This window comes from Actinoplanes rectilineatus, assembly GCF_000962825.1.
Classification (GTDB): domain Bacteria; phylum Actinomycetota; class Actinomycetes; order Mycobacteriales; family Micromonosporaceae; genus Actinoplanes; species Actinoplanes rectilineatus.
Genome location: NZ_JZKF01000005.1, coordinates 147,208 through 162,579 on the forward strand (window position 1 = coordinate 147,208; position 15,372 = coordinate 162,579).

General features: G+C 70.5%; 14 protein-coding genes. 8 read left to right on the plus strand and 6 right to left on the minus strand.

The genetic code is table 11. The features are described from left to right. The first annotated feature begins 16 nt into the window (after positions 1 to 16). On the plus strand, positions 17 to 403 hold the full coding sequence (locus WH85_RS05435) for a cold-shock protein (protein ID WP_045740560.1): 387 nt from the start codon (positions 17 to 19) through the stop codon (positions 401 to 403). On the opposite strand, the gene WH85_RS05440 is transcribed toward WH85_RS05435, so the two are convergent. Next, a complete protein-coding gene (locus WH85_RS05440; RefSeq protein ID WP_045740561.1) occupies positions 400 to 1,209 on the minus strand; it encodes a 1,4-dihydroxy-6-naphtoate synthase in 810 nt (269 codons plus the stop codon). The genes WH85_RS05435 and WH85_RS05440 overlap by 4 nt on opposite strands. Before the next feature lie 173 nt (positions 1,210 to 1,382). On the opposite strand from WH85_RS05440, the gene WH85_RS05445 reads away from it, so the two are divergent. From WH85_RS05445 to WH85_RS05455, 3 genes are read left to right on the plus strand one after another with little or no spacing between them, the layout of a single operon-like run. Beyond that, entirely contained in the window at positions 1,383 to 3,395 is a 2,013-nt protein-coding gene (locus tag WH85_RS05445; protein ID WP_052720171.1) for an amidohydrolase family protein, read from the plus strand. A gap of 25 nt (positions 3,396 to 3,420) precedes the next feature. After that, on the plus strand, positions 3,421 to 4,602 hold the full coding sequence (locus tag WH85_RS05450) for an MFS transporter (RefSeq protein ID WP_045740563.1): 1,182 nt from the start codon (positions 3,421 to 3,423) through the stop codon (positions 4,600 to 4,602). Between the two features lie 11 nt (positions 4,603 to 4,613). Beyond that, positions 4,614 to 5,933 (plus strand): glycoside hydrolase family 1 protein, encoded by a 1,320-nt coding sequence (locus WH85_RS05455; protein ID WP_083448805.1) that lies wholly within the window; start codon positions 4,614 to 4,616, stop codon positions 5,931 to 5,933. Here WH85_RS05455 and WH85_RS05460 read toward each other — a convergent pair. The 4 genes from WH85_RS05460 to WH85_RS05475 all read right to left on the minus strand — a co-directional run bounded on the left by WH85_RS05460 (position 5,918) and on the right by WH85_RS05475 (position 10,323). Then, complete coding sequence (locus WH85_RS05460) at positions 5,918 to 6,514, minus strand: TetR/AcrR family transcriptional regulator (protein ID WP_045740564.1); 597 nt, start codon at positions 6,512 to 6,514, stop codon at positions 5,918 to 5,920. The genes WH85_RS05455 and WH85_RS05460 overlap by 16 nt on opposite strands. Before the next feature lie 61 nt (positions 6,515 to 6,575). After that, positions 6,576 to 7,769, minus strand: a complete 1,194-nt coding sequence (locus tag WH85_RS05465; protein WP_052720172.1) for an MFS transporter — start codon at positions 7,767 to 7,769, stop codon at positions 6,576 to 6,578. 98 nt (positions 7,770 to 7,867) lie between these two features. Then, the gene (locus WH85_RS05470) at positions 7,868 to 8,503 is read right to left on the minus strand and encodes a futalosine hydrolase (protein ID WP_157410792.1); all 636 of its coding nucleotides are present in this window, start codon (positions 8,501 to 8,503) and stop codon (positions 7,868 to 7,870) included. Continuing rightward, on the minus strand, positions 8,500 to 10,323 hold the full coding sequence (locus WH85_RS05475; protein WP_052720173.1) for an MFS transporter: 1,824 nt from the start codon (positions 10,321 to 10,323) through the stop codon (positions 8,500 to 8,502). The genes WH85_RS05470 and WH85_RS05475 overlap by 4 nt, the downstream gene beginning before the upstream one ends. Before the next feature lie 85 nt (positions 10,324 to 10,408). On the opposite strand from WH85_RS05475, the gene WH85_RS05480 reads away from it, so the two are divergent. Further along, a complete protein-coding gene (locus WH85_RS05480) occupies positions 10,409 to 11,281 on the plus strand; it encodes a DUF3027 domain-containing protein (RefSeq protein WP_045740567.1) in 873 nt (290 codons plus the stop codon). On the opposite strand, the gene WH85_RS05485 is transcribed toward WH85_RS05480, so the two are convergent. Next, entirely contained in the window at positions 11,278 to 11,487 is a 210-nt protein-coding gene (locus WH85_RS05485) for a DUF2530 domain-containing protein (RefSeq protein WP_045740659.1), read from the minus strand. The genes WH85_RS05480 and WH85_RS05485 overlap by 4 nt on opposite strands. 201 nt (positions 11,488 to 11,688) lie before the next feature. On the opposite strand from WH85_RS05485, the gene WH85_RS05490 reads away from it, so the two are divergent. The 3 genes from WH85_RS05490 to WH85_RS05500 all read left to right on the plus strand — a co-directional run bounded on the left by WH85_RS05490 (position 11,689) and on the right by WH85_RS05500 (position 15,261). After that, a complete protein-coding gene (locus WH85_RS05490; RefSeq protein ID WP_045740568.1) occupies positions 11,689 to 13,128 on the plus strand; it encodes an NCS2 family permease in 1,440 nt (479 codons plus the stop codon). Positions 13,129 to 13,251: 123 nt separating this feature from the next. Then, positions 13,252 to 13,689, plus strand: coding sequence for a MarR family winged helix-turn-helix transcriptional regulator (locus WH85_RS05495; protein ID WP_045740660.1), 438 nt, complete (start codon positions 13,252 to 13,254; stop codon positions 13,687 to 13,689). Positions 13,690 to 13,761: 72 nt separating this feature from the next. Beyond that, positions 13,762 to 15,261: an MFS transporter gene (locus WH85_RS05500; protein WP_083448807.1), complete on the plus strand. Its 1,500-nt coding sequence runs from the start codon at positions 13,762 to 13,764 to the stop codon at positions 15,259 to 15,261. Positions 15,262 to 15,372: the final 111 nt, after the last annotated feature.

The following is a 15,372-nucleotide window of genomic DNA, read 5'->3' on the forward strand; positions in this document are numbered from 1 at the left end:
GAAGTTGAGGTCAGCGGTGCCCACGGGTCGAGTGAAGTGGTACGACGCTACGAAGGGGTTCGGATTCGTCACCAGTGATGAGGGTGGCGATGTCTTCCTGCCCAAGGGTGCGCTGCCCGCGGGGGTCACTGAGCTGAAAACGGGACAGCGGATCGAGTTCGGCGTCGTGGACAGTCGCAAGGGCGCGCAGGCGCTCGGCGTCAAGCTTCTGGACGCCCCGCCGTCACTGGCCGAGCTGCGCCGGCGTCCGGCCGACGAGCTCGCCAGCATGATCGAAGACATGATCAAGGTGTTGGAGAGTCAGGTGCAGCCCTCGTTGCAGCGGGGCCGGCACCCGGACAAGAAGACCGCACAGAAGATCGCTCAGCTGGTGCACGCCGTCGCCCGGGAGTTCGAGGTCTAGAGGAACGGCTTCACCGCTGGTGTCAGGCCCGCCGCTGCCGCACGCCCGAGCAGGGCGTCGGCGGCGGCGAGTCCGTCTCTGCCCAGGTCGAGGGTGAACTCGTTGACGTAGAGCTCGATGTGCTGCTTCACCACGGTGGGCTCCATCTCCTGCGCGTTGGCGAGGATGAAGTCCTGGCTGGCGGCCGGGTCGAGCCAGCCCTGGCGCAGCGACTCGCGGATCCACTCGGTGGCCTGCGCCGGGTCGACGACGCCCTTGCGGGCGAGGATCGCACCGAGCGGGATCGGCAGGCCGGTGTCGTGCTCCCACCACTCGCCCAGGTCGGCCAGGGCGTGCAGGCCATGACGCTGGTACGTGAAACGGGCCTCGTGGATGACCAGGCCGGCGTCGAACGTCCCGTCGGCGACACCCGGCATGATCTGGTGGAACGGAACCACCTCGATGCGGGCCGGCGGCTGGTCCGAGGCCCAGAGACGGAACAGCAGGTAGGCGGTCGTGCGGTCGCCGGGCACGGCCACCGTCGCGCCGGTCAGGTCGCGTTGTTCCCGGGCAAGCACCAGCGGGCCACAGCCGCGGCCCAGTGCGCCGCCGCAGGGCAGCAGGTCGTAGTCGCCGAGTAGCCAGGGCAGTGCCGCGTAACTCACCTTGACCAGGTCGAACGCGCCACTCTCGGCGGCCGTGTTGGTGACGTCGACGTCGGCGAACGTGAGGTCGACCGGCGGCGCGCCGGGCACCAGCCCGTGGATCAGGGCGTGGAAAACGAAGGTGTCGTTGGGGCACGGCGAGACCGCCAGGGAGAGCGTCACACCCGTCACGCTAGTCCCGCGAACGCGGGAACGCTCGCGGCAGCGGATGTCTGGCTCCCCACATTGGCATCATTCCAGTTCAAAAATATTTACGGATCCCTCTGGCTTGCGCGGGTCCGATGTTCCTACACTCCGTTTTGTTGGATCATGTGATCGACCAAGGGGGTGTTGCCGTGGCACGTTCGCTGGTCGCGGGCGTCCTGGTGCTCGGCCTCGTCGGAGGGCTACCCACGCCCGCCGAGGCCGCGGTGACCTGGACGCCGGCCTACGCACTGGAGGGTTCCTGCGTCACGCTGCAGACCTCCACCGGGTACGTCGTGAAGGACAGCGTCGGATACGGGTTCTCGAGCAGCGCGACGAGCGCCGAGAAGTTCCGGTTCGAGGCCACCCAGCTCGGCCGATACCAGATCCGGGACTCGACCGGAGCGCCGATCTATCAGAGCGTGCTCGGCTGGATCTGGGCCGGTGCGGACTACGGCGACCGCGCCGACTGGACGGTCAGCACCGCCGACGGCGGTTACAAGCTGGTATCCACCGCGACCGGCCAGCAGATGGGCACCTACCTGGGCGGGCTCGGCGCCGGCAGCTCCACCTTCACGCTGGGCGCGACGACCGGCTGCGCCGCGATCCCGGACATCACCACCGGCGTCAGCGGCACCCCCGCCGCCGGGGTGGACGCCGACGGCGAACTGGTCGGATGGATCGACGCCCACGCGCACGTCACCGCCGCGGAGGCGTTCGGCGGATCACTGCACTGCGGTGACGCGTACGCGCCCGGCGGCGCACCGGTCGCGCTCAAGGGCTGCGCCTCGCACGGCACCCTCGGCTGGGGTGCCCTGCTCGAGGCGATCATCGCCGGCACCGACCCGATCGCCTCGGCCGAGGACGGCTGGCCCACCTTCGGCGACTGGCCGCAGAACGACACGCTGCTGCACGAGGCGTCCTACTTCCGCAGCCTGGAGCGGGCCTGGCAGTCCGGCCAGCGGGTGCTCAACGTGCTGCTGGTGGCGAACCGGGTGATCTGCGAGCTCACCCCGGAGCACACCTCCTGCGACGAGATGGACCAGATCCGGGCGCAGGCCACCTACCTGGCGAAGATGCAGGACTACGTCGACGCCCGCAGTGGCGGACCGGGCAAGGGCTGGTTCCGGCTGGCCACCACGCCCGAGCAGGTCCGGCAGATCGCCGCGCAGGGCAAACTTGCGGTCACCATCGGGGTGGAGAACTCCGAGATCTTCGGCTGCCGCGAGATCAACGACGTGCCGCAGTGCACCACCGCGGACATCGACGCCGGACTCGACGAGCTGGAGAGCCTCGGCGTCAGCGGGTTGTACCCGGTGCACAAGTTCGACAACGCGCTCGGCGGCACCCGCTTCGACGAGGGCGTCACCGGCGCCGCGATCAACGTCGGGCAGCTGCTGTCCAGCGGCCACTGGTGGCAGGCGACCAGCTGCACCGGACCGTCCGACAACGAACAGCCACTGGTCAGCGACGACCTCGCGCGTCTGCTGGAGCTGGGCGTCGCGCTGCCGGCCGGCACCATCCTGCCGGTCTACCCGAGCGGCCCGATCTGCAACGTCCGCGGGCTGACGGCGCTCGGTACGTACCTCATCGAAGAAATGATCGAGCGCGGCATGATCATCCACATCGACCACATGGGGGTGAAGACCGCGACCGCGGTCCTCGACCTCGCCGAGCGGGCCGGATATCCCGGCGTCACCTCGGTGCACAGCTGGTCCGATCCGACGATCGTGAACCGCGTCCTCGGCCTCGGTGGTTTCGTCGCGAGCTACGCGTTCGCGGCGACCGACGACGGCCAGGAGACGCCGACCTTCCTGGACGAGTGGCGGGCGCACCAGGCGCTCACCAACGCCTCGAAGATCACCGGGTACGGGGTCGGCACCGACGTGAACGGGCTGGGCCCCCAGGCCGCCCCCCGCCTGAATGCCGGGTCCAGCCCGCTCACCTATCCGTTCACCGCCACCAACGGCACCACCGTCGCCAAGCAGGTCTACGGCACCCGCACCTTCGACCTGAACACCGACGGGGTCGCCCAGTACGGCCTCTACGCCGACTGGATCACCGACCTGATCGGCCAGTCCGGCTCCGACGCCACCGTGCTCCGCAAACAGCTGCTCAGCGGCGCTGAGGCCTACACGGTGATGTGGGAGCGGGCCAGGGCATGACCGCCCGCACCGAGCGGCGACCGGCATGACCACGGTCGCCGCCACGCCGGTCCGCCGCCGTTGGATGACCGCCTACGGCCTGGCCATGGTCGGGGTGGCGGCGGGCTGGTTCGGGCCGATCCAGATCCTGCTCCCGGAACAGGCGGCCCGGCTGGCCGGCGACGGCGGCAAGGAGGCGCTGCTCGCCCTGGTCACGGCGTGGGGCGCGGCGGCCTCGATGGTCGCGAACCCGCTGTGGGGCGTGCTCTCCGACCGGATCCGGTCCCGCCGGCTGCCGATCTTCGTGGCCGGAACCGTGGTCGGGGTGTCCGGCCTGCTGGTCCTGGCGTCCGCCGGGTCCACCGCGACGATGGTGACCGGCTGGATCCTGGTGCAGGCCGGGCTGAACGGTCCGATGGCCGCGCTCGCCGCGATGATCGGCGACGTGGTGCCGGAGCGGCAGCGCGGCACGGTGGGCTCGCTGTTCGGGGTCGCCCAGATCGTCGGTGTGGTGCTCGGCACCGCGGTGGCCGTGGCGGTCGGCCAGGGCACGATCGGCTACATCGCGGTGGCGATCGCGGTCCCGGCACTGGGCGCGGCCTTGCTGGTCATCCACCGAGACGTACCGATGAAAGCGGACAGAGTCTCATGGAAATGGACGCGGCCGAGCGCGCCGTTCGCCTGGGCCTGGCTGATCCGGTTCCTGCTCAACCTGGTCAACGCGCTGGTCCTGGTCTACCTCTTCTACTACCTGTCGGACCGGGTCGGCGTGACCGACGCCGCGCTCTGGGTGCTGATCCTGACCGTCGTCAACGTGCTCTTCGCCGGGATCGTCGGCGCGATCGGCGGCGTCCTCTCGGACCGCTGGGAACGCCGGCGGATCTTCGTGGCGGTGGCCGCCGTGACCCTGGCCGCCGGGACCGCGATGCTGGCCCTGGTCCCGGTCGTCTGGGTGGCGATCGGCGCATCGGCGCTGGTCGGTGCGGGGTGGGGCGCGTACATCGCGGTCGACATGGCGGTGATCACCCAGGTGCTGCCGGACGCCGAGACCCGGGCCACCATGCTCGGCGTCGCCAACATCGCCGGCACCCTGCCGCAGCTGCTCGCCCCGGTGCTGGCCGCGCCGATCGTCACCGGTCCCGGCGACTACCGCACCCTCTACCTCGTCACCGCGGCCATCGCCCTGCTGGCCCTGGCCGTGCTTCCCCGACTGAGAGCTCTGCGCTGAAAGGAACCACCGTGTATCCCCAGTTCCCCCCGGGTTTCCGGTTCGGCATGTCGACCTCGGCGTTCCAGATCGAGGGTGCGGCCGACGTCAACGGGAAGGGCCCGAGCATCTGGGACACCTTCACCGCGCGGCCCGGCGTGGTGCGGCACGGCCAGGACGCCCGGGTCGCCACCGACCACTATCACCGGTACGCCGACGACGTCGCCCTGATCGCCGCCGCCGGTGTGCACGACTACCGGTTCTCGTTCTCCTGGACCCGGGTGCTCGCCGACCCGGGCTTCTACGACCGGCTCGTCGACGCGATCCTCGGTGCCGGACTACGGCCGGTGCCCACGATCTACCACTGGGACCTGCCGCAGGAACTGGAGGACGCGGGCGGCTGGATGAACCGGGACACCGCGTACCGGCTGGCCGACTACGCCGGCACGCTCGTGCTGCGCCTCGGCGACCGGGTCCGCGACTGGATCACCATGAACGAGATGAACGTGCACACCCTCTACGGGTACGCGCTCACCGACCACGCCCCGGCCCGCGGCCTCGGGCTGGGCGCGCTGCCGTCCGCCCACCACCAGCTGCTCGCCCACGGGCTGGCGGTGCAGGTGCTGCGGACGCACGGCGCGGGGACGGTCGGAGTGGCGAGCCAGCACTTCCCGGTGTCGGCGGCGACCGAGGACCCGGCCGACGTCGCGGCGGCCGCGATCTTCTCGGACCTGACCAACTGGACGTTCTCCGATCCGATCCTGCTCGGCGCGTACCCCAACGAGATGATCGAAGCGGGCGTGGGGACGTCCGGGGCGCAACTCGACCGGGACCTGGACCTGATCAAGGCGCGGCTGGACTTCTACGGGGTCAACTTCTACGAGCCGACGATGATCGAGGCGCCCCGGGCCGGCAAGGACTACAGCGGCGTGCTCGAGGTGGACATCCCGGACGGGCTGCCGTTCTCACCGGTGCCGGTGGAGAGCGCGGAGCGTACCGACTTCGGCTGGGCGATCGTACCGACGGCGCTGACCGAGATCCTGATGACGCTCAAGGACCGTTATCCCGCACTGCCGCCCGTGATCGTCACCGAGAACGGCGCCTCGTTCCGCGACGACCAGCGCCGCATCTCCTATCTGGACTCCCATCTGCGGGCGGTGGCCGACGCCGTCGAGCAGGGCGTCCGGGTGGACGGCTACTACGTCTGGTCGGCGCTCGACAACTTCGAGTGGGCCGCCGGTTACGACGAGCGGTTCGGGCTGATCCACGTCGACTACGCGACGCTGGAGCGCACCCCGAAGGAGTCCTACCACTGGTACCGCGACTTGATCGCGGCTCAGCGGCGCAGCTGATCGACGAACTGGCCGGCGAGGCGGGACAGCCGCTCGGCGCGTCCCTCCTCCGCCCAGCCGTCCACCAGGCTGAGCAGGGAACTGCCCTCGACCAGGATGATGAAGTCGTCGATCACCGCGTCGTCGTCCACCCCGGCCCGCAGTTCACCGAGCTCCCGCGCCTCGTGCAGGCAGGTGATCAGGTGGACTCTTATCGCCCGGTGCGAGTCCCGGCGTGACTCGGCCAGCCGCGGATGCGACAGGGCCGCCCCGGCGAACGCGACGTTGACGTGGGCGTCGGCGGCCCGCTCGGCGTCGAGCGGCAGCACCGAATCGAGGGCGGCGCGCAACGCCTCCAACCCGAACAGGTCACCGCCCAGCTGGAAGGCCCGCTCGACGATCCGGTCGTAGACCGCCTTCTGCGCGGCGACCAGTATGTCGTCCTTGCCGCCCAGGAAATGCGCCAGCACACTCAGCGAACAGCCGGCCTCGTCGGCGATGGCGCGGGTGGTGGTGCCCTCCACGCCCCGGGCCCGGACCACCCGCCAGGCGGCTGCGAGAAGCTCCGCCCGTCGCAGCTCGTGGTCCACCAGTCTGGGCACTCCGTCAGCTTAGACAGCACGACCGGACACTCTCGGCGACGCCGGTCGTACCGGTCGTGGATCACACCGCGGGGCGTACCCCGGCGGGGGTCACCGACAGATCCCGCAGGCGACGGGCCAGCGGCAGGGTCAGCACCACCGCGACCACCGGGATCAGGAACGCGATCTGCAGCCCGACCGGCTCGGACAGCGCCCCCAGCAGGACCGCGCCCATCAGTGCGCCGCCGTAGTTGAAGAGGTTCACCTTGGCGATCACCTCGTCGCTGCTCTGCGCCGCGGCCTCGCCGGCCACGCTGAACGCCAGCGGCACCAGCACACCCACGCCGATGCCGGCGATGGCGAAACCGGTGATGGCCGCGCCGACCGACGGCAGCGCGGTCACCACGGCACAGCCGACCCCGGAGACGATCAGCGAGCCGACGGCCACCGCCACCCGTCCGGTCCGCGGCATCACGTGGTCGGCGACCAGGCGGCTGGCCAGCACGGTCGCCTGGTAGGCGGCGTAACCGAGCGGCGCCACCGAGGCCGCCGCGGCGAGCGAGTCGTGCAGATACACCGAACTCCAGGCGCTCACCGCGGAATCCACCAGGAACGCCGTGAAGATCAGCATGCCGCAGACCAGCACCACCGGCCGGACCGCGCGACCGCCGCCGGCGTGCACCACACTCGAACGTTCGGTGCGTCCCGGCTCGAAGAAACGGCCCCCGGCCAGACCCACCAGCAGCGCGAACACCGCCGCCGTGCCGACCGCGACGCTCGCCCCGGCGCCGCTGGCCAGCACACCGGACATCAGCAGCGCGGCGGCGATGGCGGCGGCGGTGTAGGCGGCGAACAGGCGGCTCATCACGCTGCGCCCGAGGTGGGCCTGGACCAGCACACCCTGCATGCTCAGCGAGGCGTCGACCGCGCCCAGGCCGACACCGTAGACCAGCATGATCGTGATGAAGACGGCGTTCGGGGAGCCGACCGTGGTGCCGGCCAGACTGACCGCGACCAGGATCAGGCCGGTGACCAGCGCATACCTGCTGCCGTGCCGGGCGGCGATCCGGTCGGCGAGCACCGAGCCGCCCGCCGCGGCGACACAGACCAGCAGCAGGATCGCCGAGACGATCGCGTCGGTCAGGCCCTGACGGTCCTTGAACGCGGGCAGGGCGGTGACGACGGCCGCGTAGCCGAGGCCCTGTGCCGCGTATCCGGCGCCGATCAGGCGGGCCCGTGCGGCGGCCGTCATGGCGGTCCCGCTCACGTCTGGCATCGGGCCTCGCTTCGGTGTCGGTGGCGTTGACACTGGCCGATGTACGACCTGTCAGCGCAGCATGCCGCCCTCGATCGACAACAGCAATGCCCTCCCTGTTACCGAATGGAATTTCTGAGGTCCCGCAGGGCGGGGACGGTCGCCCGCAGGGCCGCGAAGGCGTCGGCGAGGCGCCAGGCGGCACGGTCGCGCGGGCCGATCGGGTTGGAGATCGTGCGCAGCTCGGCGAACGGGACACCGAACGCGGCGGCGGCGGTGGCCACCCCGTAACCCTCCATCGCCTCGGCCACCGCGTCCGGGAAACGCGACTCCAGGGCGGTGGTCGTCGCGGCGGTGCCGGTGACCGTGCTCAGGGTCAGGATCTCGCCGGCGCGGGCGGCGGGCAGGGCCTCCCGCAGCGACTCGACCAGGAGCGGGTCGCACTCCAGGACGCTGCTGCCGAAGCCCAGATCCTCGACCGGCAGGAAACCGTCGGGTGTCTCCGCGCCCAGGTCGGCGGCGATGCTGCGGGTGGCGAGCACGGTCGCGCCGACCGGTGCGCGGCCGGTGAAGCCACCGGCGATGCCCGCGCTGATCACCGCGGCGTAGCGGCCCTGCGCCAGCAACCGGGCGGTGCCGGCGGCCGCGGCGGCCGGTCCGACGCCGACGGCCTCGACGACCAGGTGCGGGTCACCGCGCAGGGCGTCGGCCTCGGCGGTCACCGCGGTCACGACCAAGATCTCGTACGCGTTCACGGGTCCTCGTTCTTCGCAGGATCGCCGTTTCGCGCCCCGGAACTCGCGGAGGACGGCCGATAGACGTGGTATCCGGGCGGTGCGACCGGCGGCTCGGGCTGTTTCGGCTGCTCGTCGGCGATGAGGGTCTCCGCGGGCTCCGGCCGTTTTGTCGGAAGTTCTGTGGATGGCCGGTCCTTGCGGCGCCCCTGCCACCACTTCGACTTCGGCGCCTCGACCGCCCGCTCCGGGGAAGGCGCCTCGACCTTTCGCTCGGGGGAAGGCGCCTCGATCTTTCGCTCCGGGGAAGGAGCCCGTCGCTGCGACGGGGGAGCGGGAGCGTCCGGCCGCGGATCGCCCGGCACGCCTGCGCCGGCCGTCGCGCCCGTGCCGGACCCCTCCGGGCCCGAGGTGAGAGCAGGCGGATCGCCTCTTTCGGCCGGCGGCTTTTCGGCAGCGCGTACCTCGGAAAGGTCTTCGAAGATCGCCCGGCCGGCCAGACGCTCGTTGCGCAACCGGGTCGCCGACCACCCGGCGCGCGCCGCGGCAAGCACCGCGAGCAGCGCGCCGAGCGCGAGCCCCCAGCGTCCGGCGAGCGGGATCAGACCGAGGCCGCCGCCGGCCACCCAGGCCAGCATGAGAGCCGTCTCGGAGTGGGCGAAAGCGGTCGCACGCTGCGTCTCGGGCACCCGCTCCTGGATGCTCGCGTCGACTGCCAGCTTGGCGATGCCGCTGAAGATCGCGGTGAACAGCGCCAGCACCGTGACGGTCACCAGGTTCAGGAAGACGGTGGTGAGCACGGCCAGCCCAGCGGTGATCACCAGGCCGCTGAACTGCAGTGCCAGCGGTCGCCGGATGCGCAGGCCGGTGCCGGCGGCGGTGGACAGGAAGGTGCCGATCGCCAGGGCCGCACCGACCACCCCGACCGCGACGCTGGGGCTGACCTCGGCGCCCAGGATTGTCGTGTCGAGTTGCCCGCCCATGATCGAAAAAGTCAGGAAGAGCAGCAGGAATCCGTAGAGCAGACGCAGGCTGCTGCTGCCGATCAGGGTGGCCATCACCAGTGGCCGGGCGAGAGGCCGCTCGGCGGCCTGACCGGTTCGGAACACCGCGCGCCAGAGCCGTGGCATCTCCTCCGGTGGATCGGAGTCGGCCCGCGGCGGCAGGCGCAGCGACACCACCACCCCGACCATGAAGATCACCGTGGCGACGCGCAGCGGCCACTGTGGCCCGAACTTGAACGCGAGCAGCCCGATCGGTGCCACCAGGATGCCGGCGAACGTGCCGTAGACGCTGGCCCGGGCGCCCACCTGGGACAGTCCGACGCCCTCGGGCAACAGCCGGGGCACCGCCGCCGAACGGGCCACCCCGTAGGCCCGGGAGAGCGCCAGCACGCCGAACGCCGCCGGATATAGCCCCCATCCGAGCAGGTTGTCGGCCATCACGTAGGCCAGGAAGGCCCGGCCCAGCATGGTGGTGGCCAGCGCGTAGCGGCGGCCGTGCCGGAAGTGGTCGAGCAGCGGGCCGACCACCGGCGCCAGGAGCGCGAACGGCACCATCGTGATGAGCAGGTAGAGCGCCACCTTGCTGCGCGCCTCACCCAGCGGGACGCTGAAGATCGTCCCGGCCAGACCGATGGCGATCAGTGCGTCACCGGCGCACGAGACGGCGTGCAGATCGAAGAGCCGGATCATCCCGACCTCGTTGGCGGCACCCCGGGCCCGGGCCGAGCCGACCTGGCGGGTGGCCCACGCGCTGCCGCGCACCGAACCACGCACCAGCAGGCGAACGGCCTTCACGCCGGTGCCGACGGTGCGTCCGAGTGTGGGGAGCAGCGGCATGGGAACCATCCTGACTGATGCGGGCACCCCGCGTCGCGTTCCGCGCCCGTCCATGTGTGCCTCGATCGCCCGCTCGATGCGGTATATGGGGAGTCGTTGCGGCTCACCCGGCCCGGTAGGCAACAATGGGCGGGTGACCTCCAGGACCACTACCCGCGCCGTCCGACTCGACCAGGTCTGTGCCGATGCCGTCGGAGTGGCCCGGGGTGCCATCACCGAAGTGGACCCGGCTGACGTCGGTGACCACCTGGAAGCGGTTCCCGAGGGGGATCGCACCGTTACGCATTTCTTCGAGAGCTTCCTCGCCGGATACCAGGGCTGGCGCTGGGCGGTGACGGTGACGCGGGTGCCCCGCAGCCGGCACGTCACCGTCTGCGAGACCGTCCTGCTGCCCGGACCGGACGCACTGCTCGCCCCCGGCTGGGTGCCGTGGAACGAGCGGGTGCAGCCCGGTGACCTGGGCGTCGGCGACCTCATGCCGACCGCGCCCGACGACGACCGTCTGACGCCGGGCTACGTGCTCAGCGACGACGCCGCCGTCGAGGAGGTCTCCTGGGAGCTCGGCCTCGGCCGGTCCCGGGTGATGTCCCAGGAGGGCCGGATGGAGACCGCCCAGCGGTGGTATGACGGCGAGGCCGGCCCGGAGGCGGCGATCTCCACCGCCGCGCCGCGCAACGCCCGCTGCGGCACCTGTGGCTTCTACCTTCCGCTGGCCGGGGCGATGCGCCCGATGTTCGGTGTCTGCGGCAACCTCTACGCGCCCGACGACGGCCGCGCGGTCAGCGCCGACCACGGTTGCGGAGCGCACTCCGAGGCGCTGCTGAGCACACCGGAACCGCAGCCCGTCGACGAGCTCCCCACGGTGTACGACGACAGCGAGGTCGAGTCGGTGGCGGTCAGCCGCGGACACGGCTCGGTGGAGTCGGGCGAGCCGGCCGAGGATTACGGCCACAGCTAAGGGTTGTCGACGCGGAACTCCGGGTGCGAGAGCGCCCGGCGCTGCTTGCGGTTCCGGTCGTGCAGCACCATGCTCAGCGTGCCCGGGATGCCCCACACCAGGCCCGCGAACGCGACCTCCACCCACTGCTGCGGCGCACCGGTCAGCAGCAGGACGGCGAGCGCGACGGCGAACGCGGCGTCGCCGGCCAGCGCGAACGGGACCATCGGCGGGTCCAGTGGTTCGGGGCGTGGTTTCGTCCCGGTCACCACGGCAAGCGCCGGCAACGGGGCACCGGTTTTCGTGGCGGGAGACAGGTCACTCACTCCGCCAGAGTACGGCCCTCACGGAAGGTATAGCCGGAGCAGGTGAGAGTTGTAACATCGCAGCGCTTTGCTGTGGTCAAGTGCGTCTGAAAACATGCGCGCGTGTCAACTTCCACCACTTCGGCGAAGAACGGCTTCGACCGATATTTCGAGATAACCGCACGAGGGTCCACCCTCAGCCGTGAGATTCGCGGCGGATTCGTCACCTTCTTCACGATGGCCTACATCGTGGTTCTCAACCCGCTGATCCTGTCCGGTGGCGCGGACGAGACCGGCGCCCACCTGCCGATCGCCGCCCTGGCCGCCGGAACGGCGCTGGTCGCCGGCGTGATGACCATCCTGATGGGCGTGGTCGCCCGCTTCCCCCTCGCCCTGGCCGCGGGCCTGGGTGTGAACGCGCTGGTGGCGTACGAGATCGCCCCGCAGATGACCTGGGCCGACGCGATGGGCCTGGTCGTCATCGAGGGTGTGCTGATCGCCATCCTGGTGCTCACCGGTCTGCGGACCGCGGTCTTCAAGGCCGTCCCGACCCAGCTGAAGACCGCGATCGGCGTCGGCATCGGCCTGTTCCTGATGATCATCGGGCTGGTGGACGCCGGGTTCGTGCACCGGATCCCGGACGCCGCGAACACCACCGTGCCGGTCGAGCTGGGCCTCGGCGGCAAGCTGGTGAGCTGGCCGGCCCTGGTCTTCGTGATCGGCCTGATCCTCACGCTGGTGCTCTTCGTCCGCAAGGTCAGGGGCGCCATCCTGATCGGCATCCTCGGCACGACCGTGCTGGCCATCGTGGTGGAGGCGATCGCCGGCGCCGGTTCGGTGGTGACCAACCCGCACGGCTGGTCGCTGAACGTGCCGACGCTGCCCGAGCAGATCATCGACACCCCGGACCTGTCCCTGCTCGGTCAGTTCAATGTGCTCGACTCGTGGTCGCGGGCCGGCTGGCTGGTCGTCCTGATGTTCGTCTTCACCCTGCTGGTGGCGGACTTCTTCGACACCATGGGCACGATGGTCGCGGTCGGGCAGGAGGGCGAACTGCTCGACGAGGAGGGCATGCCGCCGAAGACCAAGGAGATCCTCCTGGTCGACTCGATCGCGGCGGCCGCCGGCGGTGCGGCGAGCGTGTCGAGCAACACGGCGTACGTGGAGAGCGCGTCGGGTGTGGGCGAGGGTGCGCGTACCGGCGTGGCCAACCTGGTGACCGGTGCCCTGTTCCTGCTGGCGATGTTCTTCGCCCCGCTGGTCAAGGTGGTGCCGTTCGAGGCGGCGTCGACCGCACTGGTGGTCGTCGGCTTCCTGATGATGACCGCGGTCCGGCAGATCGACTGGTCGGACTACACCATCGCGGTGCCGGCCTTCCTGACCGTGACGCTGATGCCGTTCACGTACTCGATCTCCAACGGGATCGGGGCGGGGATCATCTCGTACGTGATCCTCAAGGCCGCCACCGGCAAGGCCCGTGAGGTGCACCCCATCCTGTACGGGGTCGCCGTCCTGTTCGTCCTCTACTTCGCCAGGGGTCCGCTGGAGACCTGGATTCTCTGAGGTCGTGGCTGATGGTCACCGTCGCCGGCACGGACTACCGTGCCCGGTGACGGTGGTCATACGTCGAAAACGAGTCGTTAGCCATGCTCATTAGCTAGGCTAACGAGAGTGATGGAGCGGGTGATGACGACGGAGCGGGAGACAGCGGAACAACCGCTGGCCAAGTCGCTGCGGGATGCGATCACCCGGCTCAACCGGCGAGTCCGCCAAGCCCGCCCGGTCGGCGACCTGACGTTCAGTCAACTCTCCGCGCTCACCAGCCTCCAGCTGGCGGGCGCGCTGACTCCGCGTGAGCTCGCCGACGTGGAACGGGTCCAGCCGCCGACGATGACCAAAATCGTCGGCAAACTGGAGGAACGCGGGCTGGTGGCGCGTACGCCGCACCCCACCGACGGCCGCCAGGTGATCCTGGCCGCCACCGATGAGGGCCGCGCGGTCTACGCCCAATATGAGCAGGCGCGCAATCACTGGCTGTCGCAACAGCTGGAGCGCCTGACCCCCGAAGAACGGGAGACCCTGGCGCACGCCGCGGAGATTCTGCAGCGCGTCGCCCGCGGCTGAGAGTTCGCAGCCCGGTCGCACCGCTTCGTCACACGACGATGACGCGTACGACCACAAGGGGGCGCAAACCGCGTGCGGGCAGTCCTGAACAGCACACTGATCTCACTCCGCGTACCGAACTACCGGCTCTTCACCGTCGGCCAGCTGGTCAAGCTGGTCGGTGTCTGGATGATGTTCACCGCCCAGGACTGGCTGGTGCTGGAACTCTCCGGCGACTCCCCGGCCGCCCTCGGCGCGGTGACCGCGTTCCAGTTCGTCCCGGTCATGGCCCTCACCCTGTGGAGCGGGCGCCTCGCCGACCGGTACGACAAGCGCAAACTGCTGATCGGGGCCAACGCCGTCTTCGCGGTCACCGCGGTCGTCTTCGCCCTCCTGGTGGCGTCCGGCGTGGTCGTACTCTGGCACGTCTTCCTGTTCGCGTTGCTGTTCGGCATCGCGAACGCGGTGGAGACGCCGGTCCGCCAGTCGTTCGTCTCCGAACTGGTGGAGATGCGCCTGCTGCCCAACGCGCTCGCCCTCTCCGCGGCCACCTTCAACATGGCCCGGATCGGCGGGCCCGCCCTGGCCGGCGTGCTGCTGTCGCTGATCTCGACACCGGGCGTCTTCCTGCTCTCCACGGCACTGGCGATCGCCCCGGTGTTCACCTACATCCGGATGCGCCCCGCCGACCTCTACCGCACCGAACGCAAGAACCGCGGCGACGCCCGGGTGATCGACGGCCTGCGCTACGTCGGCAAACGCCAGGACCTGCTCCTGCCGATCGGCCTGATGGCCGTGGTCGGCATGATCGGCTTCAACTTCCCGGTCACCCTGGCCGCCCTTGCGAAGATCAACTTCAACGCCGGACCGTCCTCGTTCGGCCTGCTCACCACCGCCCTCGCCATCGGCGCCCTCGGCGGAGCCCTGGCCGGCAGCGGGCGTCGCGCACGGCCCAGCGCGTACCCGGTGATCGGCGCGGCTCTGCTCTTCGGCCTCTTCGAGGTGGCCGTCGGCTTCGCCCCGAACTTCATCGTCGCCGCGATACTGCTGGTCCCCACCGGCTTCTTCTCGATCTACCTGGCCCAAGGCGCCAACCACCGGGTGCAGATGGGGGTCTCCGCGGAGTTCCGCGGACGGGTGATGGCCCTCTACGTCCTGGTCTTCCTCGGCACCACCCCGATCGGCGCATCCCTCGCCGGCTGGTGGGGCGAACGGTTCGGCGTGCCGTCGAGCATCTGGGCGGCCGGCCTGGTCAGTTTCGCCGCCGCGGTGGGTGCCCTGATCTGGCAGCTCAAGGCCAGCGGCGACCGGTTGGAGATCCGGGTGCGTCCGCGCCCGGCAGTGCGTCTGATTCAGGTGTACGCGGAAAGCACCCCGCCCGCGGCCCCCCAGGATTCCGCGGCTCCCACTGGCTCGCCCCTGTCCGCTGTGGCCGCCCCGGCTGCTTCGGTCGTTCCGGCCGATTCCGGCGCTGTCCCGTCCCTCGCCCCCGCGGCCGGCCCCATTCCGGCGCCGTCCCCCGGCCCGGATCGTGGGGTGCGCCGGGGACACGCGGAGGCACTCGCGCGCCCTGAGAGCGCCGCCAGAGTCTGATCTCCGACGTTGGCAGGTTTCGTCAACCAAACGGGTATTCCGGCCTGCCCGCTGAGGGCCTAGCGTCAGAACGTGGCGATCGCGCACATTGCTGTGCTCTCGGCGGCGCTC

Coding starts and splice junctions, on each gene's coding strand:
- WH85_RS05450 (WP_045740563.1), top strand. CDS start 3,421: ATGACCACGGTCGCCGCCACGCCGGTCCGCCGCCGTTGGATGACCGCC.
- WH85_RS05465 (WP_052720172.1), bottom strand. CDS start 7,769: ATGCCAGACGTGAGCGGGACCGCCATGACGGCCGCCGCACGGGCCCGC.
- WH85_RS05475 (WP_052720173.1), bottom strand. CDS start 10,323: ATGCCGCTGCTCCCCACACTCGGACGCACCGTCGGCACCGGCGTGAAG.
- WH85_RS05480 (WP_045740567.1), top strand. CDS start 10,409: ATGGGGAGTCGTTGCGGCTCACCCGGCCCGGTAGGCAACAATGGGCGG.
- WH85_RS05485 (WP_045740659.1), bottom strand. CDS start 11,487: ATGGTCCCGTTCGCGCTGGCCGGCGACGCCGCGTTCGCCGTCGCGCTC.
- WH85_RS05495 (WP_045740660.1), top strand. CDS start 13,252: ATGACGACGGAGCGGGAGACAGCGGAACAACCGCTGGCCAAGTCGCTG.